The sequence below is a fragment of the Streptomyces sp. 12E genome (genome assembly GCF_055633275.1).
This window is the reverse complement of the sequence record NZ_JBVNCJ010000001.1, coordinates 1,184,850-1,209,958: the sequence shown is the minus strand read 5'-3', so window position 1 is coordinate 1,209,958 and position 25,109 is coordinate 1,184,850. Positions and strand designations below refer to the sequence as shown.

Here is a 25,109-nt window from a genome sequence, read left to right as displayed (position 1 = left end):
GTCTCCGGTAGGGCGGCGGGCCTCGCCGCCGCGTTGGTTGTCCTGGTGGCCGTCACGGGACGGCGCCACGTCACTTCCAGAGGAAGAGGGTGTCGCCGGCCTTCACATCGTCGTCGTCACGGAGCTCGGAGAGAGCGTCCGCCGTGGCCTCCAGGGCAACGACCGGACACACCGGGGACTTGCCGGCGGCTTCGACGGCGGCCGGGTTCCAGCGCACGATGCTCTGGCCGCGCGTCACGGTGTCACCCTTGTTGACGAGCAGCTCGAAGCCCTCGCCGTTGAGCTGCACGGTATCGATACCGAGGTGGGTGAGCACGCCGTGCCCGCTCTCGTCGACGACGACGAACGCGTGCGGATGCAGGGAGATGATCACACCGTCGACCGGGGAGACGGCCTCGGAGGGTTCCCGTACGGGGTCGATCGCCGTGCCCGGGCCGACCATGGCCCCGGAGAAGACCGGGTCGGGCACGGACGTCAGTCCGATGGCCCGTCCTGCAAGCGGGGACGTCACGGTGGTCATGGGAAGCCTCCCAGGCGTGGAGATCTGTACGTACGCCGCCGTCACTGCCTGCCTCCGGCGCGCTGTTCAGCAGCGTATGTCATATGACGTACCGGTTCCGGGGGACAGGTCCGGATCAGTGGTCTAGACGAGAGGTCTAGACCACGCACCCTAATCGATTTGCACGTGGTCCGCGACCCCGTGTAGAGTCTTACTCCTGATCGGGGATGAGCGGTGTGAACAGATGCCCCTCCCCGACAGCAATCCAATCTGTCAGATCCTGATCTTCGGGTCACTTCCTGCGTGTCTGCAGGAGGGTGGTCAGAGGGCCGGAAAAACACTGATAGTGTTGGGAACACCGAAGGGAAGCGCCCGGAGGAAAGCCCGAGAGGGTGAGTACGAAGGAAGCGTCCGTTCCTTGAGAACTCAACAGCGTGCCAAAAGTCAACGCCAGATATGTTGATACCCCGACCCGGTCGGTTCGATCGGGTTGAGGTTCCTTTGAAGAAACACACAGCGAGGACGCTGTGAACCGCCGGATCATTCCTCCGGTGGTTCCGCTCTCGTGATGTGCAACCCGATCACGGGTAAACATTCACGGAGAGTTTGATCCTGGCTCAGGACGAACGCTGGCGGCGTGCTTAACACATGCAAGTCGAACGATGAACCACTTCGGTGGGGATTAGTGGCGAACGGGTGAGTAACACGTGGGCAATCTGCCCTGCACTCTGGGACAAGCCCTGGAAACGGGGTCTAATACCGGATACTGAGCCTCGCAGGCATCTGCGGGGTTCGAAAGCTCCGGCGGTGCAGGATGAGCCCGCGGCCTATCAGCTTGTTGGTGAGGTAACGGCTCACCAAGGCGACGACGGGTAGCCGGCCTGAGAGGGCGACCGGCCACACTGGGACTGAGACACGGCCCAGACTCCTACGGGAGGCAGCAGTGGGGAATATTGCACAATGGGCGCAAGCCTGATGCAGCGACGCCGCGTGAGGGATGACGGCCTTCGGGTTGTAAACCTCTTTCAGCAGGGAAGAAGCGCAAGTGACGGTACCTGCAGAAGAAGCGCCGGCTAACTACGTGCCAGCAGCCGCGGTAATACGTAGGGCGCGAGCGTTGTCCGGAATTATTGGGCGTAAAGAGCTCGTAGGCGGCTTGTCGCGTCGGTTGTGAAAGCCCGGGGCTTAACCCCGGGTCTGCAGTCGATACGGGCAGGCTAGAGTTCGGTAGGGGAGATCGGAATTCCTGGTGTAGCGGTGAAATGCGCAGATATCAGGAGGAACACCGGTGGCGAAGGCGGATCTCTGGGCCGATACTGACGCTGAGGAGCGAAAGCGTGGGGAGCGAACAGGATTAGATACCCTGGTAGTCCACGCCGTAAACGGTGGGCACTAGGTGTGGGCGACATTCCACGTCGTCCGTGCCGCAGCTAACGCATTAAGTGCCCCGCCTGGGGAGTACGGCCGCAAGGCTAAAACTCAAAGGAATTGACGGGGGCCCGCACAAGCGGCGGAGCATGTGGCTTAATTCGACGCAACGCGAAGAACCTTACCAAGGCTTGACATACACCGGAAAGCATCAGAGATGGTGCCCCCCTTGTGGTCGGTGTACAGGTGGTGCATGGCTGTCGTCAGCTCGTGTCGTGAGATGTTGGGTTAAGTCCCGCAACGAGCGCAACCCTTGTCCCGTGTTGCCAGCAAGCCCTTCGGGGTGTTGGGGACTCACGGGAGACCGCCGGGGTCAACTCGGAGGAAGGTGGGGACGACGTCAAGTCATCATGCCCCTTATGTCTTGGGCTGCACACGTGCTACAATGGCCGGTACAATGAGCTGCGATACCGCGAGGTGGAGCGAATCTCAAAAAGCCGGTCTCAGTTCGGATTGGGGTCTGCAACTCGACCCCATGAAGTCGGAGTCGCTAGTAATCGCAGATCAGCATTGCTGCGGTGAATACGTTCCCGGGCCTTGTACACACCGCCCGTCACGTCACGAAAGTCGGTAACACCCGAAGCCGGTGGCCCAACCCCTTGTGGGAGGGAGCTGTCGAAGGTGGGACTGGCGATTGGGACGAAGTCGTAACAAGGTAGCCGTACCGGAAGGTGCGGCTGGATCACCTCCTTTCTAAGGAGCACTTCTCACCGAGTCCTTCGGGGCGAGGTCAGAGGCCAGTACATCGGCGCACGTCCGATGCTGGTTGCTCATGGGTGGAACGTTGACTACTCGGCACACTTGACCAGCTTCTCTTCCCAGTACTGCTTCGGCGTGGAACGGAAACGAGGAGTGGCGAGGGTGACGGGCACGCTGTTGGGTGTCTGAGGGCACGGCCGTATGGCTGCCTTCAGTGTCGGCCCCAGTGCACTCGGGAGTCTGTCCCGGGGTGATGGGTGGCTGGTCGTTGTTTGAGAACTGCACAGTGGACGCGAGCATCTGTGGCCAAGTTTTTAAGGGCGCACGGTGGATGCCTTGGCACCAGGAACCGATGAAGGACGTGGGAGGCCACGATAGGCCCCGGGGAGTCGTCAACCAGGCTTTGATCCGGGGGTGTCCGAATGGGGAAACCCGGCAGTCGTCATGGGCTGTCACCCTTGCCTGAACACATAGGGCAAGTGGAGGGAACGCGGGGAAGTGAAACATCTCAGTACCCGCAGGAAGAGAAAACAACCGTGATTCCGGGAGTAGTGGCGAGCGAAACCGGATGAGGCCAAACCGTATGCGTGTGAGACCCGGCAGGGGTTGCGCATACGGGGTTGTGGGATTTCTCTTGACCAGTCTGCCGGCTGGTCGGCGAGTCAGAAACCGTATGGATAGGCGAAGGGCATGCGAAAGGCCCGGCGTAGAGGGTAAGACCCCCGTAGTCGAAATCTGTACGGCTCGCTTGAGAAACACCCAAGTAGCACGGGGCCCGAGAAATCCCGTGTGAATCTGGCGGGACCACCCGCTAAGCCTAAATATTCCCTGGTGACCGATAGCGGATAGTACCGTGAGGGAATGGTGAAAAGTACCGCGGGAGCGGAGTGAAATAGTACCTGAAACCGTGTGCCTACAAGCCGTGGGAGCGTCGGAACGAGGCTTGCCTTGTTCTCGTGACTGCGTGCCTTTTGAAGAATGAGCCTGCGAGTTTGCGGTGTGTTGCGAGGTTAACCCGGGTGGGGAAGCCGTAGCGAAAGCGAGTCCGAACAGGGCGTTTCAGTAGCACGCTCAAGACCCGAAGCGGAGTGATCTAGCCATGGGCAGGTTGAAGCGGAGGTAAGACTTCGTGGAGGACCGAACCCACCAGGGTTGAAAACCTGGGGGATGACCTGTGGTTAGGGGTGAAAGGCCAATCAAACTCCGTGATAGCTGGTTCTCCCCGAAATGCATTTAGGTGCAGCGTCGTGTGTTTCTTGCCGGAGGTAGAGCACTGGATAGGCGATGGGCCCTACCGGGTTACTGACCTTAGCCAAACTCCGAATGCCGGTAAGTGAGAGCGCGGCAGTGAGACTGTGGGGGATAAGCTCCATGGTCGAGAGGGAAACAGCCCAGAGCATCGACTAAGGCCCCTAAGCGTACGCTAAGTGGGAAAGGATGTGGAGTCGCAGAGACAACCAGGAGGTTGGCTTAGAAGCAGCCACCCTTGAAAGAGTGCGTAATAGCTCACTGGTCTAGTGATTCCGCGCCGACAATGTAGCGGGGCTCAAGCGTACCGCCGAAGTCGTGTCATTGCAGCAGAAGCCCCAACGGGTGTTGTGATGGGTAGGGGAGCGTCGTGTGCCGGGTGAAGCAGCGCCGGAAGGCAGTTGTGGACGGTTCACGAGTGAGAATGCAGGCATGAGTAGCGATTCACACGTGAGAAACGTGTGCGCCGATTGACTAAGGGTTCCTGGGTCAAGCTGATCTGCCCAGGGTAAGTCGGGACCTAAGGCGAGGCCGACAGGCGTAGTCGATGGATAACCGGTTGATATTCCGGTACCCGCTGTGAAGCGTCAAACATCGAACCAGGCGATGCTAAGCCCGTGAAGCCGCCCCTGATCTCTTCGGAGTGAGGGGGAGTGGTGGAGCCGGCGAACCAGACTTGCAGTAGGTGAGTGATGGGGTGACGCAGGAAGGTAGTCCATCCCGGGCGGTGGTTGTCCCGGGGTAAGGGTGTAGGACGTCAGGTAGGCAAATCCGCCTGGCAATAGTCTGAGACCTGATGCCGAGCCGATTGTGGTGAAGTGGATGATCCTATGCTGTCGAGAAAAGCCTCTAGCGAGTTTCATGGCGGCCCGTACCCTAAACCGACTCAGGTGGTCAGGTAGAGAATACCGAGGCGTTCGGGTGAACTATGGTTAAGGAACTCGGCAAAATGCCCCCGTAACTTCGGGAGAAGGGGGGCCACAACCGGTGATGAGCTTCGCGCTCTGAGCTGGGGGTGGCCGCAGAGACCAGCGAGAAGCGACTGTTTACTAAAAACACAGGTCCGTGCGAAGCCGTAAGGCGATGTATACGGACTGACGCCTGCCCGGTGCTGGAACGTTAAGGGGACCGGTTAGTCACTCTTCGGGGTGGCGAAGCTGAGAACTTAAGCGCCAGTAAACGGCGGTGGTAACTATAACCATCCTAAGGTAGCGAAATTCCTTGTCGGGTAAGTTCCGACCTGCACGAATGGCGTAACGACTTCTCGACTGTCTCAACCATAGGCCCGGTGAAATTGCACTACGAGTAAAGATGCTCGTTTCGCGCAGCAGGACGGAAAGACCCCGGGACCTTTACTACAGTTTGATATTGGTGTTCGGTTCGGCTTGTGTAGGATAGCTGGGAGACTGTGAAGCTCGGACGCCAGTTCGGGTGGAGTCGTCGTTGAAATACCAGTCTGGTCGTGCTGGATGTCTAACCTGGGTCCGTGATCCGGATCAGGGACAGTGTCTGATGGGTAGTTTAACTGGGGCGGTTGCCTCCTAAAGAGTAACGGAGGCGCCCAAAGGTTCCCTCAGCCTGGTTGGCAATCAGGTGTTGAGTGTAAGTGCACAAGGGAGCTTGACTGTGAGACCGACGGGTCGAGCAGGGACGAAAGTCGGGACTAGTGATCCGGCGGTGGCTTGTGGAAGCGCCGTCGCTCAACGGATAAAAGGTACCCCGGGGATAACAGGCTGATCTTCCCCAAGAGTCCATATCGACGGGATGGTTTGGCACCTCGATGTCGGCTCGTCGCATCCTGGGGCTGGAGTCGGTCCCAAGGGTTGGGCTGTTCGCCCATTAAAGCGGTACGCGAGCTGGGTTTAGAACGTCGTGAGACAGTTCGGTCCCTATCCGCTGTGCGCGTAGGAGTCTTGAGAAGGGCTGTCCCTAGTACGAGAGGACCGGGACGGACGAACCTCTGGTGTGCCAGTTGTCCTGCCAAGGGCATGGCTGGTTGGCTACGTTCGGGAGGGATAACCGCTGAAAGCATCTAAGCGGGAAGCCTGCTTCGAGATGAGGACTCCCACCTCCTGGAGAGGGTAAGGCTCCCAGTAGACGACTGGGTTGATAGGCCGGATATGGAAGCACGGTAACGTGTGGAGTTGACCGGTACTAATAGGCCGAGGGCTTGTCCTCAGTTGCTCGCGTCCACTGTGTTGGTTCTGAAACCACGAACAGCCCCATGCCAGGTCAGGCATGGTTCGGTTGTCTGTTTCATAGTGTTTCGGTGGTCATAGCGTAGGGGAAACGCCCGGTTACATTCCGAACCCGGAAGCTAAGCCTTACAGCGCCGATGGTACTGCAGGGGGGACCCTGTGGGAGAGTAGGACGCCGCCGAACTCCTTTTAGAGCTCTGGCTCTTGGGCATACAGCCCGAGGGCCAGAGCTTTTTTGCGTTGAGGTAAGGTCGGGGGGCATCGTCAATACATTTCCCCACAGGAGGATCCCGGGTGGAGGTCCAGGAGACGCGGGTGCAGACAGACCGCGTCCTCACCATCCCGAACATGCTCAGCATGGCACGGCTCGTTGGCGTACCCCTGTTCCTGTGGCTCATCCTCAGGCCAGAGTTCGGGGGACCGAAGAGCGACGGGTGGGCGCTCCTGGTGCTGGCCTTCAGCGGTGTCAGCGACTACCTGGACGGCAAGCTGGCGCGGCGGTGGAACCAGATCAGTAGTCTCGGCCGGCTGCTCGACCCGGCAGCCGACCGGCTCTACATCCTCTCGACCCTCGTGGGACTCACCTGGCGTGAGATCCTACCGCTCTGGCTGACCGTCGTTCTGCTGGCGCGTGAGCTGGTTCTCCTGGTCATGGTGGGCATCCTGCGGCGGCACGGCTATCCGCCGCCGCAGGTGAACTTCCTGGGGAAGGCCGCCACCTTCAACCTGATGTATGCCTTCCCGCTGCTCCTGCTCAGTGACGGAACTGGCTGGATCTCGTCACTCGCTGCTATTTTCGGCTGGGCGTTCGCCGGGTGGGGTACAACTCTGTATTGGTGGGCAGGAGTGCTTTACGTGGTCCAAGTCCGCCGTCTGGTTCGTGCGGACGCTATGGCCGATTGAACCCGCTGATCAGCACGCGCATCGTGGCGCGGCGGCCCGCACTGCAGAAGTGCCGGCCAGTCCTGGCGGGTGAAGTCGGCCAGACCGTCGTCTCTTCGAGGAGGACGCTTCCGACATGAAGGCCGTCGTGATGGCCGGGGGTGAAGGCACCCGCCTTCGCCCCATGACCTCAAGCATGCCCAAGCCGCTCCTGCCGGTGGCCAATAGGCCGATCATGGAGCATGTTCTGCGGTTGCTCAAAAAGCATGGGCTCAACGAAACCGTTGTGACCGTCCAGTTCCTTGCGTCGCTCGTCAAGAACTACTTCGGTGATGGCGAGGAGCTCGGAATGGAGCTCACCTATGCCAATGAGGAGAAGCCACTCGGTACCGCCGGGAGCGTGAAGAACGCCGAGGAGGCACTGAAGGACGACGCCTTCCTCGTCATCTCCGGCGATGCCCTCACCGACTTCGACCTCACCGAGCTGATCAATTTTCACAAGGAGAAGGGCGCTCTGGTCACGGTCTGCCTGACCCGAGTCCCCAATCCACTGGAATTCGGCATCACCATCGTCGACGAGGAAGGCAAGGTCGAGCGCTTCCTCGAGAAGCCGACCTGGGGGCAGGTCTTCTCCGACACGGTGAACACCGGTATCTACGTCATGGAGCCCGAGGTCTTCGACTACGTCGAGCCCGATGTGCCCGTCGACTGGTCCGGCGACGTCTTCCCGCAGTTGATGAAGGAAGGCAAGCCCGTCTACGGCTATGTCGCAGAGGGCTACTGGGAGGACGTGGGCACGCACGAGAGCTATGTGAAGGCGCAGGCCGATGTCCTGGAGGGCAAGGTCGACGTCGATATCGACGGCTTCGAGATCTCTCCGGGCGTGTGGGTCGCCGAGGGAGCCGAAGTGCACCCCGACGCCGTGCTGCGCGGCCCTCTCTACATCGGCGACTACGCCAAGGTCGAGGCCGGTGCGGAGATCCGCGAGCACACGGTCGTGGGATCCAACGTCGTCGTGAAGAGCGGTGCCTTCCTGCACAAGGCCGTCGTCCACGACAACGTGTACGTCGGCCCGCACAGCAACCTTCGGGGCTGCGTCGTCGGCAAGAACACCGACATCATGCGCGCGGCACGGATCGAGGACGGCGCCGTCATCGGTGACGAGTGCCTGATCGGTGAAGAGTCGATCGTCCAGGGCAATGTGCGGGTCTACCCGTTCAAGACCATCGAGGCGGGCGCGTTCGTCAACACCTCGGTGATCTGGGAGTCCAGGGGACAGGCGCACCTCTTCGGGGCCCGGGGCGTGTCCGGCATCCTGAACGTCGAGATCACACCGGAACTCGCGGTGCGGTTGGCCGGCGCGTACGCGACGACGCTGAAGAAGGGCTCGACCGTCACCACGGCCCGCGACCACTCCCGTGGTGCCCGTGCACTGAAGCGAGCGGTCATCTCCGCACTGCAGGCCAGTGCCATCGACGTACGGGACCTGGAGAACGTGCCGCTGCCCGTGGCGCGACAGCAGACCGCGCGGGGCAGCGCGGGCGGCATCATGATCCGGACCACGCCCGGAGTGCCGGACTCCGTCGACATCATGTTCTTCGACGGACAGGGCGCCGACCTCTCCCAGGGCAGCCAGCGGAAGCTGGACCGGGTGTTCGCGCGGCAGGAGTACCGGCGCGCGTTCCCCGGGGAGATCGGGGACCTGCACTTCCCGGCCAGTGTCTTCGACTCGTACACGGGTTCGTTGCTGCGGAACGTCGACATCACCGGTATCGCGGAGGCCGGACTCAAGGTGGTCGTCGACGCCTCCAACGGCAGCGCCGGCCTGGTGCTGCCGAGCCTGCTCGGCAAGCTGGGCGTCGACTCGCTGACCATCAACCCCGGTCTCGACGAGTCCAGGCCGACCGAAACGGCCGACATGCGGCGCTCGGGGCTGGTCCGGCTCGGGGAGATCGTGGCGTCCTCCGGCGCCGCCTTCGGCGTACGGTTCGACCCCGTCGGCGAGCGGCTGTCCCTGGTCGACGAGAAGGGGCGGATCATCGAGGACGACCGCTCGCTGCTCGTGATGCTCGACCTCATCGCCTCCGAGCGGCGCAGCGGCCGGGTGGCGCTCCCGGTGACCACCACCAGGATCGCCGAGCAGGTCGCGGCGTACCACGGCACACAGGTCGAGTGGACCACCACCTCGCCCGACGACCTCACGCGCGTGGGCGGTGAGGAAGGAACGATCTTCGGCGGCGACGGCAAGGGCGGCTTCATCGTCCCGGAGTTCAGCAGCGTCTACGACGGCACCGCGGCCTTCGTGCGGCTCATCGGACTGGTGGCGCGCACCCAGCTCACACTGAGCCAGATCGACGCGCGCATCCCGCGGGCGCACGTGCTCAAGCGGGACCTGGCGACCCCGTGGGCCGTCAAGGGTCTGGTGATGCGAAGGGTCGTGGAGGCGGCCGGAGACCGGTTCGTGGACACCACCGACGGCGTGCGTGTGGTGGAGGCCGACGGCCGCTGGGTGATGGTGCTGCCCGATCCGGCCGAGGCGGTCACCCACCTGTGGGCCGAGGGCCCCGACGACGCCTCCGCGCAGGCCCTGCTCGACGAGTGGTCGGCGGTCGTGGACAGCGCGGGTCGGTGAGCGGCCGGCGCGGGCGGTAAAACGAGCGGTACGCGTGCGTGCCGGACAAGTGTCCCCAACGGGGCCTGTCCGGCACGCCGGTAGGTCCGTTCGGAGGTAGTGGCTGCGGCGTGCGACGATGTGCGGCATGCCGCAGCAACCCGCCGTTCGGAGCACCCCCGCGCGGCCCGTCCGCCCGGACGCCTCCATGTCGTTGATCACCAACGTCATGGACCACAGCCTCGACGACGGATACGCCGAGGCCGCCGCGCGGCGGAGGGCCGACGGAGACGGCGGCATGCCGAAGACGCTCAGGGCGAAGCTGGGGCTGGCCGGCGGCCTGGTCCTCGCCGCTCTGATCGTGACCGTCGGTGCCGCACAGGCCCGGGTCGCGGCTCCGGTGGTGGCCAAGGAGCGCGAGGAGCTGATCGACCGGATCGATCAGGAGACCGAGGCCGCGGACAAACTCGAGGACAGCGTCGACGGGCTGCGCGCCGATGTGAGCGCACGGCAGCGCGACGCGCTGCGGGACAGCGGAGGCGACGGGTCCACGCTGGTGGGCATCCTGTCCGGTGCCGTCGCGGTGCACGGGCCCGGGGTACGGCTCGTGGTGAACGACGCCAAGGACACGAGCGCGGGCGGGGGCGGCGACGCCCGGTCGACCTCCGGCTTCTCCGACACCGGGCGGGTGCGTGACCGTGACATGCAGCGTGTGGTCAACGGTCTGTGGGAGTCCGGAGCCGAGGCCGTCTCCATCAACGGACAGCGGCTGACCGCCCTGTCGGCGATCAGGGCCGCGGGAGACGCGATACTGGTCGACAACAAGCCGCTGGTGCCGCCGTACACGGTGCTCGCGGTGGGGGACGGCGGGGAGCTGAGCGAGCGGTTCCAGAACAGCGCGGACGGGCTGTACCTGCATGCGCTGCAGGAGAACTACGGCATCCGGACGGCCATCTCCGTGGAGGACGACGTCCGGCTGCCCGCCGCACCGAGTCTGATCGTACGTACCGCACAGCCGATAACCGAGAAGGGCACATCGTGATCGCCGTACTGGGCCTCGTCGTGGGAGTCGTGGCCGGACTGTTGGTCCGGCCCGAGGTTCCGGCGGTCGTCGAGCCTTACCTGCCGATCGCCGTCGTCGCGGCGCTCGACGCCGTGTTCGGAGGGCTGCGGGCGATGCTCGACGGCATCTTCGACGACAAGGTCTTCGTGGTGTCGTTCCTGTCGAACGTCGTCGTCGCCGCCCTGATCGTGTTCCTCGGCGACAAGCTCGGCGTGGGGGCCCAGCTGTCGACGGGCGTCGTGGTGGTCCTCGGCATCCGCATCTTCTCCAACGCCGCGGCGATCCGCCGGCACGTGTTCCGGGCGTGAGGCCGATGAACGAGCACGACGAGACGACACGCCCGGCGGTGTCCCCGCCGAGATCCGCTCCGGACGCCTCGCCCGCGGCCGGCCTGCGCAGGGAACTGCCCGCGGAGGTACCCGCCGGGATGCCCACGAGGGCGCCCGCACCCGCGGAGGAGGACGCTCCGAAGCCTCCGCCCGGGCTGACCGGCCGGCAGCGGCTGGTGAAGGGGCTGTGGCCGCCGCGGGTGACCCGGGCCCAACTCATCGTCGCCCTGCTGCTGTTCGGTCTCGGTTTCGGCCTGGCCGTCCAGGTGGCGTCGAACAGCGACAGCGACAGCGCGCTGCGCGGGGCACGCCAGGAAGATCTTGTGCGCATCCTCGATGAACTGGATGACCGCACTGAGCGTCTTGAGGACGAGAAGCGGGGACTCGAGAAGCAGCGCGACGAGCTGGAGAACAGCTCCGACCAGGCCGAAGAGGCCCGGAAGCAGACCATCGAGAAGGAACGGCAACTCGGAGTGCTGGCGGGCTCCGTGGCCGCACAGGGGCCCGGGATCACGATGACCATCGAGGACACGAAGGGGACGGTCGAGGCGGACATGCTGCTCGACGCCGTCCAGGAGTTGCGCGCGGCCGGTGCCGAGGCGATCCAGGTGAACGGCGTGCGGGTGGTGGCGGGCACCTACCTGACGGACTCCGGGAACGGTGTCGGCGTGGACGGGAACAAGATCACCGCGCCCTATCGTTTCAAGGTCATCGGCAAGCCGCAGGACCTCGAGCCGGCGCTCAACATCCCCGGAGGCGTGGTGCAGACTCTCGAAAAGGAACAGGCCACCGTTACCGTGGAGCGGTCGACCAAGATCGTCGTGGATGCCTTGCGGGCGGTGAAGCGGCCTGACTACGCTCGGTCGTCCTCCCGGTGAACCGGGGGTGCATGGGGGTCGTTCGGCGAGGGCATGAGGTTGCGGGGGGTCGGCGCACCGAATGGGTGGTGCGTGGTGGAAACTGTCTGGCGGAGGCGGACGTTGTGAAGATGTCCGGGTCGGCCAATGTGTTCAGTCAGGGTTCGTCCTGCCCCACGGGCGGGTCTGTTTCGGTCAAGGGGAATCGCCCGTGAAGTTGTTTGCGAAGTTGTTCGGCAAGAGCGCGCGGCGAGAGGGCAGCGACAACGCGACCGCTCGTCATCGCGCACAGCCTGAGGCGGAAGGTCAGCGCCCGCTGTACCGGGACCAGGTGGGTCAGGGCGCGTCGTCCGTTGACCCCGCGCAGTCGGGCGGCATAGGTTTCGGACAACCGTCGACCTCAGGTACGGGTGGAGGGTTCTCCGACCCGTACGCGTCCCACGCCCCTGGGGGGCAGCCGCGGCAGGAGGATCCGTCCATGTCGGCCCTGGTGTGTACGAGGTGCGGTAACCGCAACGCGGAGAACAGCCGCTTCTGCTCCAACTGTGGCGCGCCGCTGAGGCCCGGGGTCACCCCGGAGCGCCCCTCGGAGACGACGTCCACGATCTCGATCTCCGGCCTGGAGGCCTACGACGCCGAGGCCACCGGTCAGACGCCGACGCCGACGCTCTCTCCCGAGGCGCAGGCGGCCGTCGACGCGCTGCCGATGGGTTCCGCCCTCCTGGTCGTGCGCCGCGGGCCGAACTCGGGCAGCCGCTTCCTGCTGGACGGCGACCTGACCACGGCCGGGCGTCACCCGCAGAGCGACATCTTCCTGGACGACGTGACGGTCTCCCGTCGGCATGTGGAGTTCCGGCGCGCCCCTGACGGCTCCTTCACGGTGGCCGACGTGGGCAGTTTGAACGGCACGTACGTCAACCGGGAGCGGATCGACCAGGTCGCCCTGTCCAACGGCGACGAGGTGCAGATCGGCAAGTACCGGCTGGTCTTCTACGCGAGCCAGCGGGGCTACTGACCTCCCCGGATCCGTCCGGGGAACCCAGGGAAGGTTCATGGTTCAGACACCGAGCGGCGGTGCCGGCAACGGCGCCGCCGCCGCGGGCACCGGACTGATGAGCATCGGCGCGGTGCTGAACGTGCTGCGCGAGGAGTTCCCCGAGGTCACCATCTCCAAGATCCGCTTCCTGGAGTCGGAGGGGCTGGTCGAGCCGCAGCGGACTCCGTCGGGGTACCGCAAGTTCAGCGCCGGGGACGTCGAGCGCCTCGGCCATGTGCTGCGCATGCAGCGCGACCACTATCTGCCGCTCAAGGTGATCCGTGAGCACCTAGACGCCATGGAGCGCGGCGAGGCCGTCCCGCTGCCGGTGCTGGGCCGTCCGGGGGACGGGGGCGCCGGTCAGGAGTCCGCCCTCGAGGGGACCACGGTGGCGCGTATCGGGCGTGGCCGGCTGCTGGCGGCTGCCGACATCGACGAGCGGATGCTCGCCGAGTGGGAGTCGTACGGGCTGCTCGGCCCGGTCGAGGACGGTATGTACGACGCCGAGTCGGTCACCGTCGCCGGGCTCATCGCCGAGCTGGGGCGGTTCGGGATCGAGCCGCGTCATCTCAGGGCGATGAAGGCCGCCGCCGACCGCGAGGCCGGCCTGGTGGACCAGGTCGTCGCCCCGCTGAAGCGCCACCGGAACCCGCAGACCAGGGCCCACGCCCAGGCGCGCACGAAGGAGCTGGCGGGGCTCACGGTGAAACTGCACGCGGCGCTGGTGCAGACGGCACTCGGGGTGCGGCTGCCTTGAGACGGAGTGGAGCGGGGGCCCGGATCGGTCACCCGTTCCCTGCCCGACTACCCAAACGTCGCGGGCACGGCCTAGGGTTGCTGTGTGAACGAGCTCGATGTCGTAGGTGTCCGGGTCGAGATGCCCTCCAACCAACCGATCGTGCTGTTGCGTGAAGTCGGCGGCGACCGCTACCTCCCCATCTGGATCGGACCGGGGGAGGCGACGGCCATCGCCTTCGCCCAGCAGGGCATGGCCCCCGCACGGCCGCTGACCCACGACCTGTTCAAGGACGTGCTGGAAGCGGTCGGGCAGGAGCTCACGGAAGTGCGCATCACCGATCTGCGCGAGGGCGTCTTCTATGCGGAGCTGGTGTTCGCCAGCGGTGTCGAGGTGAGTGCCCGCCCCTCCGACGCCATAGCGCTGGCCCTGCGGACGGGTACGCCGATCTACGGCAGTGACACGGTGCTCGACGACGCCGGGATCGCCATCCCGGACGAGCAGGAGGACGAGGTGGAGAAGTTCCGCGAGTTCCTCGACCAGATCTCGCCGGAGGACTTCGGGACCAGTAACCAGTGAGGGCGGTCGGTGGCCGCCGTTCCGGGCGGCCACCGGGCTCGCGCCGGGGGCATTCGGCTAGCCTTTCCCATACCGAGGCACGGGAAACCACTCTTAGGGTGATTATCACTCGGCGTGCCGAGTGTGGCGATCGTTGACGCACCCTTGGTGACTGCCTACCTTCGAGGAGGCAGGTCAAGGACGGAGGTCGGCGTGAGAAGCAGCGGCGACGGTACGGCTGGGGGTGCTCCCGGACGTGGTTTCGGGACGAGCGGACCGTACCCTCCCCAGAGCTCCCGGTTCCGTCCGAGTGGGGGGCATCCCGTGCACGGCGGCGCGATCGACCACGCTTCGCAGCGACCGACGGCTGTGCCGAGCAGCGGAGGGGCGACATCCATGGCGTCCGAGCAGATCGGCTACCGGGGGCCCACGGCCTGTGCCGCCGCCGGTATCACCTACCGGCAGCTCGACTACTGGGCCCGTACGGGCCTGGTCGAGCCGAGCGTGCGGCCGGCCCATGGATCGGGCACGCAGCGGCTGTACAGTTTCCGTGACGTCGTCGTACTGAAGATCGTCAAGCGGTTCCTGGACACGGGCGTCTCCTTGCAGAACATCCGCACGGCGGTCCAGCACCTGCGCGAGCGCGGCTTCAGCGACCTGGAGCGCATGACGCTGATGAGCGACGGCGCGACGGTCTACGAGTGCACCTCGCCCGACGAGGTCCACGCCCTGCTCCAGGGTGGCCAGGGCGTCTTCGGCATCGCCGTGGGCGTGGTGTGGCAGGACGTGGAGAGCGCGTTGTCCCAGTTGCACGGGGAGCGGATCGACACGGGGGAGACCCTGGTCGGGCACAACCCGATGGACGAGCTGGCGCGGCGGCGGAACAAGGCCGTCTGAAACCGCCCCGGGGCGGCCGTTGTCAGTGGTGTGGGGCAGCATCGAAGACGTGAGATCCGCGCCCACGATCCTGCACCTCGACATGGACGCCTTCTTCGCCTCGGTGGAGCAGGCGTCCAAGCCGAGCCTGCGCGGCAAGGCGGTCGTCGTGGGCGGGCTCGGGCCCCGGGGCGTGGTGGCCACCGCCTCGTACGAGGCACGGATCTTCGGCGTCCACTCCGCGATGCCCATGGCGCAGGCCCGGCGGCGCGCGCCGAACGCCGCGTACCTGGTGCCGAGGTTCGCTCTCTACCGGTCGATCAGCGAGCAGGTGATGGGGTTGCTGAGGGCTCTGTCGCCGTTGGTGGAGCCGCTGAGCCTGGACGAGGCGTTCGTGGACCTGGAAGCCGGCGGAGCGGCCTGGGACGAGCGGTCGGCGCGGCTGGCCGGGGCGAAGCTGCGCGCGGACATACGGGCGGTCACGGGGCTCACCGGGTCGGTGGGTCTCGCGGCCTCCAAAATGCTGGCGAAGATCGCCTCGGAGCAGGCGAAGCCGGACGGACTGGTGCTGATCGAGCCGGGCACGGAACGGGCCCTGCTGGGGCCGCTGCCGGTCCGCACCCTGCCGGGCGTCGGGCCGGCGACCGGTGACCATCTGCGGCGGGCGGGGATCCACACGGTCGACGAGCTCGCCGAGGCCGGGGAGGACGAGCTCGTACGGCTGCTGGGCAAGGCCCACGGGCACGCGCTGTTCGCGATGGCGCTGGCCCGGGACGAGCGGCCCGTGGTGGCCGAGCGGGAGACCAAGTCGGTGTCGGTCGAGGACACGTACGACGTGGACATCCACGACCGGGCGCGGGTCGGTACGGAGGTGCGGCGGCTCGCGGACCGGTGTGTGCGCAGGCTGCGGGCGGCGGGACTGTCGGGGCGGACCATCGTGTTGAAGGTGCGCCGGTACGACTTCTCCACCCTCACCCGGTCCGAGACGCTGCGGGGCCCCACGGACGATCCGGCGGTGGTGCGGGAGGCGGCCGCGCGGCTGCTGGACTCGGTCGACACGACGGGCGGGGTGCGGCTGCTGGGCGTCGGGGTCAGCGGGCTGGCCGACTACACGCAGGAGGACCTGTTCGCCCAGGCGGGCGGGCACGCGGACGGCCTCCCGCCCGAGGAGGCCGAGGCCGCGCCCGCGCCGGAGCCGGAGACGCCCGCCGAGCGGCGCTGGTCGGCGGGTCAGGACGTACGCCACACCGTGCACGGGCACGGATGGGTGCAGGGCAGCGGGCTGGGGCGGGTCACGGTGCGCTTCGAGACGCCCGGCTCGGAGCCGGGCCGGGTGAAGACCTTCCGGGTCGACGACCCGGCCCTGGAACCGGCGGAACCGCTGCCGCTGGTGTCCCGGAGTCCCGGAGAGGACGAGGGTGCGGAGGCCGGCGGAGGGCTGGTGAGCAGTGCGGGTCAGGCCGGTTTGTCGTTCCCGGCGAGGTTGCCGAAGTCGCGGTCCGGGAGGGGAGGAGGAGTGCCGAGGTCCAGTCCGTAGTGGTGGTAGAGCTGCAGTTCCTGTTCGGGGGAGAGATGGCGGCCCACGCCGAAGTCGGGGGCGTCCTTGATGAGGGCGCGCTCGAAGGGGACGTGGAGGGCGCCGTCGACGAGGTCGCTGGGTTCCAGGGGGACGAAGGCGTCCCTGCTGAACAGGCCGGTGCGTATCGCCGCCCACTCCGGTACGCCGGTGGCGTCGTCGAGGTAGACCTCGTCGATCGTGCCGATCCGGTTTCCGTTGCGGTCGAACGCCTTGCGGCCGATCAGGTGGCGCGGATCGATGTCGGTCTGCACGGGCCCTCCACTGGTCGCAAACTCATCCGTTGGCACCACAAAACGGCACAATCGGCTGGACGGCCACTCGAGGGCGTCGGCGCGGTGCTCGCTGGTACGCTGGCAAACGGCTGCTGACCCCGTGCGGGAGAGTCCTCCGGACACCATCGGAGGCGCCGAAGGAGCAAATCCTCCCCGGAATCTCTCAGGCACACGTACCGCACGGACGAGGTCACTCTGGAAAGCAGGGCGGGTGTCGACGGCTTCCGCTCTCACCGACGGTGAAAACCGGACGCCTTCGGGCCGTCCGGTGAAACTCTCAGGTTGAGATGACAGAGGGGGAGGCCGTCCGGGTACCCGCGCCGTGGTGCCCTCGAAGGTCGTCGGACCAGGAGGCCTCCTCAATGACCGCCCCTCGCACTCCGCTCTCCGAGCTCGAACGGGGAATCCCCTTCGAGCAGCGCCACATCGGCCCCGACCACGAGGCCCGGGCCAAGATGCTCGCCCAGGTCGGTTACGGCTCGCTGGACGAGCTGACGGCCGCCGCGGTGCCGGACGTGATCAAGAACGCCGACGCGCTGGACCTGCCGGGCGCCCGGAGCGAGGCCGAGGTGCTGGCCGAACTGCGTGCGCTGGCCGACCGCAACGAGGTACTCGGCTCGATGATCGGGCTCGGCTACTACGGCACCTTCACCCCGCCCGTCATCCTGCGCAACGTGATGGAGAACCCCGCCTGGTACACGGCCTACACGCCGTACCAGCCGGAGATCTCCCAGGGCCGGCTCGAGGCGCTGCTGAACTTCCAGACCGTGGTCGCCGAGCTCACCGGACTGCCGACCTCCGGCGCCTCCCTGCTCGACGAGGGCACCGCCGCCGCCGAGGCGATGGCGCTGTCGCGGCGCATGGGCAAGAACAAGAAGGGCCTGTTCCTGGTCGACGCGGACGCGCTGCCGCAGACGATCGCGGTGATCGAGACCCGCGCCGAGCCGACCGGCGTCGAGGTCGTCGTCGCCGATCTGAGCGAGGGCATCCCCGCCGAGGTGGCCGAGCGCGAGATCAACGGTGTACTGATCCAGTACCCGGGTGCCTCCGGTGCCGTACGCGACATCAAGCCGCTGATCGACCAGGCGCACGGGCTCGGCGCGCTCGTCACCGTCGCCGCCGACCTGCTCGCCCTCACCCTGTTGAAGTCGCCCGGTGAGCTGGGCGCGGACATCGCGGTCGGCACCACGCAGCGCTTCGGTGTGCCGATGGGCTTCGGCGGGCCGCACGCCGGTTACATGGCCGTGCAGGAGAAGATGGCGCGCAGCCTGCCCGGACGGCTCGTCGGCGTCTCCGTCGACGCGGACGGACACAAGGCCTACCGCCTCGCGCTCCAGACCCGTGAGCAGCACATCCGCCGCGAGAAGGCCACCAGCAACATCTGCACCGCCCAGGTGCTGCTCGCCGTCATGGCCGGGATGTACGCCGTCTACCACGGCCCGGAGGGACTGCGGCTGATCGCCCGGCGTGTCCACCGGTACGCCACCGTCCTCGCCGAGGGGCTGCGGTCCGGCGGTGCCGAGATCGTGCACGGCTCCTACTTCGACACGCTGACCGTGCGGGTCGCCGGGCGGGCCGCCGAGGTCGTCGCCGCCGCCCGCGACAACGGCGTCAACCTGCGTCTCGTCGACGCCGACCACGTCTCGATCGCCTGTGACGAGACCACCACCCGGTCGCAGCTGGCCGCCGTGTGGAGCGCCTTCGGCGTCGAGGGCGACGCCGAGGCCCTGGACGCGGCCGCGCGGGACACGCTGCCGGACGCCCTGCTGCGCGACGACGAGTACCTGACCCACCCCGTCTTCCAGCAGCACCGCTCCGAGACCGCGATGCTGCGCTACCTGCGCCGACTCTCCGACCGCGACTACGCGCTGGACCGCGGAATGATCCCGCTGGGCTCCTGCACCATGAAGCTCAACGCGACCACCGAGATGGAGCCGGTCACCTGGCCCGAGTTCGGGCAGCTGCACCCCTTCGCGCCCGCCGAGCAGGCGCAGGGCTACCTCACGCTCATCCACGAGCTGGAGGAACGCCTCGCCGAGGTCACCGGCTACGACAAGGTCTCCCTCCAGCCCAACGCCGGCTCCCAGGGCGAGCTGGCCGGTCTGCTCGCCGTGCGCGGCTACCACCGGGCAGGCGGCGACGAGCAGCGCACCGTCTGCCTGATCCCGTCCTCCGCGCACGGCACCAACGCCGCCAGCGCCGTGATGGCCGGGATGAAGGTCGTCGTCGTCAAGACGTCAGACGACGGTGAGATCGACGTCGCGGACCTGCGGGCGAAGATCGAGCAGTACCGAGACGAACTGGCGGTGCTGATGATCACCTACCCCTCGACGCACGGCGTGTTCGAGGAGCACGTCGCCGACATCTGCGCCGAGGTGCACGAGGCCGGCGGCCAGGTGTACGTGGACGGCGCCAACCTCAACGCGCTGGTGGGTCTGGCCAAGCCCGGGCACTTCGGCGGTGACGTCTCGCACCTGAACCTGCACAAGACCTTCTGCATCCCGCACGGCGGCGGCGGCCCCGGTGTCGGCCCGGTCGGCGTACGGGCGCACCTGGCGCCGTACCTGCCGAACCACCCGCTCCAGCCCGAGGCGGGCCCGGAGACAGGCGTCGGGCCGATCTCGGCGGCGCCGTGGGGCTCGGCGGGCATCCTGCCGATATCGTGGGCGTACGTCCGCCTCATGGGCGGCGAGGGCCTGAAGCGGGCCACGCAGGTGGCCGTGCTCAGCGCCAACTACATAGCCAAGCGCCTGGAGCCGCACTACCCGGTGCTCTACACCGGTCCCGGCGGTCTGGTCGCGCACGAGTGCATCATCGACCTGCGCCCGCTGACCAAGGCGACCGGCGTCAGCGTGGACGACGTGGCCAAGCGGCTGATCGACTACGGCTTCCACGCGCCGACGATGTCGTTCCCGGTGGCCGGCACGCTGATGATCGAGCCCACCGAGTCCGAGGACCTGACCGAACTCGACCGCTTCTGCGAGGCGATGATCGCGATCCGCGCGGAGATCGAGAAGGTCGGCTCCGGCGAGTGGCCCGCGGACGACAACCCGCTCCGCAACGCCCCGCACACCGCCGCCGCGCTCGGCGGGGAGTGGGAGCACGCGTACGGCCGCGAGGTGGCCGTGTTCCCGGCCGGGGTGAGCGCCGCCGACAAGTACTGGCCGCCGGTGCGCCGCATCGACCAGGCCTTCGGCGACCGGAACCTGGTCTGCTCCTGCCCGCCGCTGGACGCGTACGAGGACTGAACCGTGAAGAAGGGCCCCGCGCCGGAGCGGGGCCCTTCGCCATGTGCCGTCAGGCCGGGTACGCGTGTGTCTGCGTCGCCTTGACCGCCGCCCAGACCGTCGTGCCCGGATGCAGGTCGAGTTCGGCCGCGGCGACCGTGGTGAGGTCGGCGGCCAGGGCGAGTTCGCCGGTGAGTTCCGCGCGGATCCGGTCCCCGCGGGTCTCGAGACCGGCGACCTCGCAGCGCCAGAGGTTGCGGGCGCCGGAGCCGGTCGGCCGCTCCCGGCACAGGGTGACGGCGTCGGGCGGGAACGCCACGAAGGCGGGTCCGGAGAGGTCCTCCGCGGTGCTGACGGCGAGGCCCGCGTCGAGCCGCACCGTGTGGCCCTCCGCCTGCCCGCGGTACAGGTTGAGGCCGACCAGCTGGGCGATGTACTCGGTGCGCGGGTGCCGGGCGATGTCGGAGGGCGTGCCCTCCTGCACGATCCGGCCCCGCTCCACGACGACCAGGCGGTCGGCGAGCACCATGGCGTCCAGCGGGTCGTGCGTGACCAGGACGGCCACGGCCTCGAACGCGGCCAGATGACGGCGGAGCTGCGCGCGCACCTCCAGCCGGGTGCGGGCGTCCAGGGCGGCGAGCGGTTCGTCCAGGAGCAGCAGCCGGGGGTGGGTGGCCAGGGCCCGGGCGAGGGCGACGCGCTGGGCCTGGCCGCCGGACAGCCGCCGGGGCTTGGCGTCCGCGTGTCCGGCCAGGCCCATGCGGTCGAGCCACTCGGCGGCCCGGGCGCGTGCCTCCGCCTTGCCGGCGCCACGGCAGCGCGGTCCGAAGGCCACGTTGTCGAGCGCGGTCAGATGCGGGAAGAGCAGGTAGTCCTGGAAGACGACGCCCACCGGACGCGACTCCGGTGGTGTGCGGCGCAGGTCCGCGCCGTCCAGCCGCAGATGCCCGGCGCTGAGCGGGGTGAGGCCCGCGAGTGCGCGCAGGGCGGTGGTCTTGCCGGCCCCGTTCGGGCCCAGCAGGGCGACGACGTCACCGGGTGCGGCGGTCAGCGCGACGTCCAGGCGGAAGGGGGCGCGGTCCACGACGAGCCGTGCGTCCAGGCCCTCGGCGGACGGTCCGGCATCGCAGGGGGCGGTGTCGGACACGGGTGTCTTCTCGATGTCGGTCATGAGGCGGTCATCCAGCGGTCGCGGAGCCCGGCCAGCACGGCGACGGACACCGCCAGCAGGACCAGACTGAGGGCGATGGCGGCGGCCGGGTCGTTCTGCAGGGCGAGGTAGACCGCGAGCGGCATGGTCTGGGTGCGGCCGGGGAAGTTGCCGGCGAAGGTGATCGTCGCGCCGAACTCCCCGAGCGCCCGCGCCCAGGCCAGTACCGCGCCGGCCGCGATGCCGGGAGCGATCAGCGGCAGGGTGACCCGGCGGAACGCGGTGAAGCGGGAGGCGCCCAGGGTGGCGGCCGCCTCCTCGTAGCGCGGGTCGGCGGCCCGCAGCGTGCCCTCGACGCTGATGACGAGGAACGGCATCGCCACGAACGTCTCGGCGAGGACGACGCCCGTGGTGGTGAAGGGCAGGGTGACGCCGAACCACGCGTCCAGCCACTGGCCGACGACGCCGTTGCGGCCCAGGGCGAGCAGCAGGGCGACACCGCCCACCACCGGGGGCAGTACCAGCGGGAGCGTCACCAGGGCGCGGACCAGGCCGCGGCCGGGGAAGTCCGTACGGGCCAGCAGCCAGGCCAGTGGAACGCCGACGACCAGGCTCAGCGCGGTCGCCGCCGTGGCGCAGAGCAGCGACAGGCGAAGCGCGTCCCACACCGCGGGGCCGGTGAGCTGTTCGGGAAGGCTGCGCCAGGGGGCGCGGAGGAGGAGGGCGAGGAGGGGCACCAGGAGGAACGCCAGGCCCAGGAGGGCGGGTGCGAGGAGGACGGGGGGGACACCACGGCCGGGGGCGCGGGGGCGGCGTGCCTTACGGGGGGCTTCCCGGCCGGTGGTCATGGCTTCAGGAACCCCGCCCCGGCCAGCACCTTCTGGCCCTCGGGGGACTTCACCAGCGCCACGAACGCCTTCGCCGCCGACGGATTGGGCGCGTTCTCGAGCCGGGCGATCGGATAGTCGTTGACGGCCTCGGCGGCCTCGGCGGCCTCCGGGAACTCCACGCCCTCCACCTTGTCACCGGCCGCCTGGACATCCGTGCGGTACACGACGGCGGCGTCGGCCTCCTTCAGCTCGACCTTCGTCAGGGCGCCCTTGACGTCCTGCTCGTACGAGACAGGTTCCAGCGCGACCCCGCCGGCGGCGAGGGCGGTCTGCGCGGCGGCTCCACAGGGCACCGTCCTGTCGCACAGCACGACCTTGAGGCCGGACGAGGCCAGGTCCTCGAGGGAGCCGATCGCGTGCGGGTTGCCCGGCGCGGTGGCGATCTCCAGCCGGTTGCGGACGAACGTGCTCGGGCTGCCCGCCGTGTGTCCCTCGTCCGTGACGAGCTTCATCGGCCTGGCGCCGGCCGCCGCGAAGACGTCGGCCGGCGCACCGTTGTTGATGCCGGCCGCCAGGCCGTCGCTGCCGCCGAAGTTGAAGGTGACCTCGGTCCCCGGGTGCTCCTTCTCGAAGTGCTCGCCCAGCGTCGTGAAGCTCTCCTTCAGCGAGGCGGCCGCGAAGACGGTGACCGTGCCGGTGATGTCCTGCCCGCCGGACCCCGCGGACGCCGACGCGCCCGAGCCGGACGCGGAGCAGGCGCTCAGCGCCAGCACGGCGGCGGCCGCACCGGCACCGGCGAACCGACGGGCCCGATGCGAACGGGTCATGCCGGAGTACTCCCTCCATGGTGCGGCGGAAGAGCCCGCGAAGCCCTTCCGATGCGCCGATCATACTGGCGCACCTGCCAGGTGTTCACCGGATTCCTCCTCGCGCGAGCAAGGAAAAGTAGCTGGAGGGCGTGTATGTGCGTCCGCGCGGAGGTGCTGTCGCCGTCAGGTGCGGTCGATATGGACGTTCGTCGACTTCACGCGGGCCGTGGCCTCCACTCCGACCTCCAGCCCCAGCTCCTCGACGGCCTCCCGGGTGAGCAGCGAGACGAGGCGGTGCGGGCCGGCCTGGATTTCCACCTGGGCGGCGACGTCACCGAGCTTGATCGCGGTGACGATGCCGGGAAAGGCGTTGCGGGCGGAGGTGTACGGGGTGCCCTCCTCGACGGCGCCGGCCCTGGCGAGTTCGACGGAGAACGCCGCCAGGTCCCGTCCGTCGACGAGCCGGCGTCCGCCGTCGTCGCGGCGGGTGGTGAGACGTCCCGCGTCCGCCCAGCGGCGGGCGGTGTCCGGGCTCACGCCGAGCAGCCGTGCTGCCTGGCCGATCGTGTAGGACTGCATGCCGGTCACGATAGGCGGTGCCGGAGGCGCCTCAGCCCCGCCCGGCGGGAGCCGCCGTGCCCGCCCGGACGACGAGGTCCGTGCCCGGTTCCACGCGGGGGAGTCCGGTTGTTCGTCACGGGCGAGACGCAGCACCGCGCGGACGGCGGGTTTGCCCATGCCGGCCAGGGGCCGGCGGACGGTGGCCGGCTGCGGCGCCGCCCAGCGGACCTCCGGAAGGTCGCCGAAGCCGGCCACGCTCATGTCCTCCGGGACCCTGAGCCCCCGGCCGCGCAGTGCCTCGAGCGCCCCCAGGGCCATCCGGTCGCCGGCCGGCGAACACCGCGGTCGGCGGTTCCGGCAGGTCCAGCAGGACGGTGCAGCCCGCGAAGCCGGACTCCGGCTCGAAGCCGCCGGGCGCCACCAGCGACGCGTCGGGCGTGACGCCCGAGCCATCGAGCTCCGCGCGGTAGCCGTCGAGCCGTGCGCGGGAGCGAGGCGGCCGCGGCGGCCCGGCGATCATGCCGATCCTGCGGTGCCCCGGGGCGAGCAGATGCCAGGTCGCGGCCAGACCCCTCGGCCGGTCGGCGGCGCCGATGGTCGGCACGTCCAGGGCGGGGGAGCCCGCCGGACCCACGACCACCAGCGGCACCCCCAGGATGCGCACCTCCTCGAGCAGCGGGGACTCCAGTGCCGAGGTCACGAGGATGACGCCGTCGGACGCGCGGGCCCGCAGGTTACGCATCCACTTCCGGGCGGCACCGGAGCGCCCGTGGATCGCCGTCACCACCGTGCCCGTCCCGGTGCCGTGGGCGGCCTCCTCCACACCGCGGATGACCTCCACGGCCCAGGGACCGTCGAGGTCGTCGAAGACGAGGTCGAGCATGGCCGCACGGGAGGGGAGGAGTCGGGGCGCAGGCGGTGGCCGTGACGGCGCAGCAGGTCCTCGACCCGGGCGCGGGTTCGTGGGAAGACGGTCGGCGCGGAGACGCCGGCCCGCCGGGCGATCTCCGTGCTCGTCACTCCGCCTCCGGCGTCGGCTCCCTGCGCTGCCACTTGCCCCGCCTCCGTGACGAGACCCGCGGAACGTCCAGGAGCCTTCCGGAGAGCGGGCGCCCGGGGGGAAAGGCGTCGCGGGGCGGACTCCCGCCGGAGGGCCCCTCGGTCACCCTCTCCACGCGCCGGACCACGGTGGGTGACACACCCCGGACACGCGTCGGGGCCGGCGCGCAGGGGGCCTGCGTCCGACCCCTCGTCCTTTGGGCGGGCCCCGTTTCCGCCCGGTCGTGCTCAGGCGGTGGTCAGGCTGGCGTCCCGGGGACGCTGCGGGGCGATGACCCTGCCGTCGGGCAGGAGCTCACCGGTGTCCTCGAAGAACACGACACCGTTGCACAGCAGGCTCCAGCCCTGCTCCGGGTGGTGCGCCACGAGACGGGCGGATTCCCGGTCGGCGGAGTCGGCTGAGGGGCACGATGGCTGGTGCTGGCACATGGGTGGGATCTCTCGCTCTGTGGTGACCTGTGAGTCGGCTGTCGTTTCAGTTCCGCGGCGTGAAGCTTCGTGCATGGCCGCCCCCCGTTGTGATGAGTCGGTCGGAAACCAGTGTTGCCCCATGGGCGAGGATCCGCAGGGATTTCGCGGCACCGCTCCTCACAGGTTGAGGA

At 68.0% G+C, this 25,109-nt stretch carries 18 protein-coding genes, 3 rRNA genes, 1 pseudogene and 1 riboswitch; of the genes and pseudogenes, 14 read left to right on the top strand and 8 right to left on the bottom strand.

Translation table 11 applies throughout. The annotated features are described in order from the left end of the window. Positions 1-70: 70 nt before the first annotated feature. Positions 71-520, bottom strand: coding sequence for a PTS sugar transporter subunit IIA (locus ACZ8ZB_RS05700; RefSeq protein WP_470736618.1), 450 nt, complete (start codon positions 518-520; stop codon positions 71-73). 573 nt (positions 521-1,093) lie between these two features. Between ACZ8ZB_RS05700 and ACZ8ZB_RS05695 the strand changes: the two genes are divergently transcribed. The 13 genes from ACZ8ZB_RS05695 to ACZ8ZB_RS05635 all read left to right on the top strand — a co-directional run bounded on the left by ACZ8ZB_RS05695 (position 1,094) and on the right by ACZ8ZB_RS05635 (position 16,557). Further along, positions 1,094-2,620: ribosomal RNA gene (locus ACZ8ZB_RS05695) — 16S ribosomal RNA — on the top strand. Between the two features lie 310 nt (positions 2,621-2,930). Further along, a 23S ribosomal RNA gene (locus ACZ8ZB_RS05690) occupies positions 2,931-6,052 on the top strand. Positions 6,053-6,139: 87 nt separating this feature from the next. After that, positions 6,140-6,256, top strand: a 5S ribosomal RNA gene (gene rrf / locus ACZ8ZB_RS05685). Together the 16S, 23S and 5S rRNA genes form the textbook arrangement of a ribosomal RNA operon. Positions 6,257-6,366: 110 nt before the next feature. Further along, positions 6,367-6,975: a CDP-alcohol phosphatidyltransferase family protein gene (locus tag ACZ8ZB_RS05680; RefSeq protein ID WP_470736617.1), complete on the top strand. Its 609-nt coding sequence runs from the start codon at positions 6,367-6,369 to the stop codon at positions 6,973-6,975. Positions 6,976-7,090: 115 nt separating this feature from the next. Then, complete coding sequence (locus ACZ8ZB_RS05675) at positions 7,091-9,586, top strand: sugar phosphate nucleotidyltransferase (RefSeq protein WP_470736616.1); 2,496 nt, start codon at positions 7,091-7,093, stop codon at positions 9,584-9,586. Between the two features lie 127 nt (positions 9,587-9,713). Continuing rightward, a complete protein-coding gene (locus tag ACZ8ZB_RS05670; protein ID WP_470736615.1) occupies positions 9,714-10,607 on the top strand; it encodes a DUF881 domain-containing protein in 894 nt (297 codons plus the stop codon). Further along, the gene (locus ACZ8ZB_RS05665; RefSeq protein ID WP_003988855.1) at positions 10,604-10,936 is read left to right on the top strand and encodes a small basic family protein; all 333 of its coding nucleotides are present in this window, start codon (positions 10,604-10,606) and stop codon (positions 10,934-10,936) included. The genes ACZ8ZB_RS05670 and ACZ8ZB_RS05665 overlap by 4 nt, the downstream gene beginning before the upstream one ends. A gap of 5 nt (positions 10,937-10,941) precedes the next feature. Then, positions 10,942-11,835: a DUF881 domain-containing protein gene (locus ACZ8ZB_RS05660; protein WP_470736614.1), complete on the top strand. Its 894-nt coding sequence runs from the start codon at positions 10,942-10,944 to the stop codon at positions 11,833-11,835. A gap of 61 nt (positions 11,836-11,896) precedes the next feature. Continuing rightward, on the top strand, positions 11,897-12,829 hold the full coding sequence (locus ACZ8ZB_RS05655; RefSeq protein ID WP_470736613.1) for an FHA domain-containing protein: 933 nt from the start codon (positions 11,897-11,899) through the stop codon (positions 12,827-12,829). 37 nt (positions 12,830-12,866) lie between these two features. Then, complete coding sequence (gene ftsR, locus ACZ8ZB_RS05650) at positions 12,867-13,607, top strand: transcriptional regulator FtsR (protein ID WP_470736612.1); 741 nt, start codon at positions 12,867-12,869, stop codon at positions 13,605-13,607. Positions 13,608-13,691: 84 nt separating this feature from the next. After that, complete coding sequence (locus ACZ8ZB_RS05645; RefSeq protein WP_004934251.1) at positions 13,692-14,165, top strand: bifunctional nuclease family protein; 474 nt, start codon at positions 13,692-13,694, stop codon at positions 14,163-14,165. 192 nt (positions 14,166-14,357) lie between these two features. Further along, positions 14,358-15,041 carry a MerR family transcriptional regulator gene (locus ACZ8ZB_RS05640; RefSeq protein WP_470736611.1) on the top strand — a complete coding sequence of 228 codons (684 nt, stop codon included), beginning with the start codon at positions 14,358-14,360 and terminating at the stop codon, positions 15,039-15,041. Between the two features lie 49 nt (positions 15,042-15,090). Continuing rightward, on the top strand, positions 15,091-16,557 hold the full coding sequence (locus ACZ8ZB_RS05635) for a DNA polymerase IV (protein WP_470736610.1): 1,467 nt from the start codon (positions 15,091-15,093) through the stop codon (positions 16,555-16,557). Here the strand turns inward: ACZ8ZB_RS05635 and ACZ8ZB_RS05630 are convergent. Continuing rightward, a complete protein-coding gene (locus ACZ8ZB_RS05630) occupies positions 16,476-16,850 on the bottom strand; it encodes a PRC-barrel domain-containing protein (protein ID WP_470736609.1) in 375 nt (124 codons plus the stop codon). The genes ACZ8ZB_RS05635 and ACZ8ZB_RS05630 overlap by 82 nt on opposite strands. Positions 16,851-16,964: 114 nt before the next feature. Then, positions 16,965-17,060: riboswitch (glycine riboswitch) on the top strand. 173 nt (positions 17,061-17,233) lie between these two features. Here ACZ8ZB_RS05630 and gcvP point away from each other — a divergent pair. Continuing rightward, positions 17,234-20,119, top strand: a complete 2,886-nt coding sequence (gene gcvP / locus ACZ8ZB_RS05625; protein WP_470736608.1) for an aminomethyl-transferring glycine dehydrogenase — start codon at positions 17,234-17,236, stop codon at positions 20,117-20,119. Between the two features lie 49 nt (positions 20,120-20,168). On the opposite strand, the gene ACZ8ZB_RS05620 is transcribed toward gcvP, so the two are convergent. The 6 genes and pseudogenes from ACZ8ZB_RS05620 to ACZ8ZB_RS05595 all read right to left on the bottom strand — a co-directional run bounded on the left by ACZ8ZB_RS05620 (position 20,169) and on the right by ACZ8ZB_RS05595 (position 24,936). Beyond that, entirely contained in the window at positions 20,169-21,269 is a 1,101-nt protein-coding gene (locus tag ACZ8ZB_RS05620; RefSeq protein ID WP_470736607.1) for an ABC transporter ATP-binding protein, read from the bottom strand. Next, positions 21,266-22,096 carry a molybdate ABC transporter permease subunit gene (gene modB, locus ACZ8ZB_RS05615; RefSeq protein ID WP_470736606.1) on the bottom strand — a complete coding sequence of 277 codons (831 nt, stop codon included), beginning with the start codon at positions 22,094-22,096 and terminating at the stop codon, positions 21,266-21,268. Before modB ends, ACZ8ZB_RS05620 begins: the two co-directional genes overlap by 4 nt. Then, complete coding sequence (gene modA / locus ACZ8ZB_RS05610; protein WP_470736605.1) at positions 22,093-22,905, bottom strand: molybdate ABC transporter substrate-binding protein; 813 nt, start codon at positions 22,903-22,905, stop codon at positions 22,093-22,095. The genes modB and modA overlap by 4 nt, the downstream gene beginning before the upstream one ends. A 165-nt stretch (positions 22,906-23,070) precedes the next feature. Next, positions 23,071-23,466 (bottom strand): TOBE domain-containing protein, encoded by a 396-nt coding sequence (locus ACZ8ZB_RS05605; protein ID WP_470736604.1) that lies wholly within the window; start codon positions 23,464-23,466, stop codon positions 23,071-23,073. 31 nt (positions 23,467-23,497) lie between these two features. After that, positions 23,498-24,501, bottom strand: a pseudogene (locus tag ACZ8ZB_RS05600) (substrate-binding domain-containing protein). 234 nt (positions 24,502-24,735) lie between these two features. After that, entirely contained in the window at positions 24,736-24,936 is a 201-nt protein-coding gene (locus tag ACZ8ZB_RS05595; protein WP_470736603.1) for a DUF5999 family protein, read from the bottom strand. Between the last annotated feature and the right edge of the window lie 173 nt (positions 24,937-25,109).

What these genes read in the sequence shown, in the direction of transcription:
- modB (WP_470736606.1), bottom strand. Translation starts at nt 22,096, where the DNA reads ATGACCACCGGCCGGGAAGCCCCCCGTAAGGCACGCCGCCCCCGCGCC.
- ACZ8ZB_RS05595 (WP_470736603.1), bottom strand. Translation starts at nt 24,936, where the DNA reads ATGTGCCAGCACCAGCCATCGTGCCCCTCAGCCGACTCCGCCGACCGG.
- ftsR (WP_470736612.1), top strand. Translation starts at nt 12,867, where the DNA reads ATGGTTCAGACACCGAGCGGCGGTGCCGGCAACGGCGCCGCCGCCGCG.
- ACZ8ZB_RS05700 (WP_470736618.1), bottom strand. Translation starts at nt 520, where the DNA reads ATGACCACCGTGACGTCCCCGCTTGCAGGACGGGCCATCGGACTGACG.
- ACZ8ZB_RS05670 (WP_470736615.1), top strand. Translation starts at nt 9,714, where the DNA reads ATGCCGCAGCAACCCGCCGTTCGGAGCACCCCCGCGCGGCCCGTCCGC.
- ACZ8ZB_RS05605 (WP_470736604.1), bottom strand. Translation starts at nt 23,466, where the DNA reads ATGCAGTCCTACACGATCGGCCAGGCAGCACGGCTGCTCGGCGTGAGC.
- ACZ8ZB_RS05660 (WP_470736614.1), top strand. Translation starts at nt 10,942, where the DNA reads ATGAACGAGCACGACGAGACGACACGCCCGGCGGTGTCCCCGCCGAGA.
- ACZ8ZB_RS05655 (WP_470736613.1), top strand. Translation starts at nt 11,897, where the DNA reads ATGGGTGGTGCGTGGTGGAAACTGTCTGGCGGAGGCGGACGTTGTGAA.
- ACZ8ZB_RS05675 (WP_470736616.1), top strand. Translation starts at nt 7,091, where the DNA reads ATGAAGGCCGTCGTGATGGCCGGGGGTGAAGGCACCCGCCTTCGCCCC.
- modA (WP_470736605.1), bottom strand. Translation starts at nt 22,905, where the DNA reads ATGACCCGTTCGCATCGGGCCCGTCGGTTCGCCGGTGCCGGTGCGGCC.
- ACZ8ZB_RS05620 (WP_470736607.1), bottom strand. Translation starts at nt 21,269, where the DNA reads ATGACCGACATCGAGAAGACACCCGTGTCCGACACCGCCCCCTGCGAT.
- gcvP (WP_470736608.1), top strand. Translation starts at nt 17,234, where the DNA reads ATGACCGCCCCTCGCACTCCGCTCTCCGAGCTCGAACGGGGAATCCCC.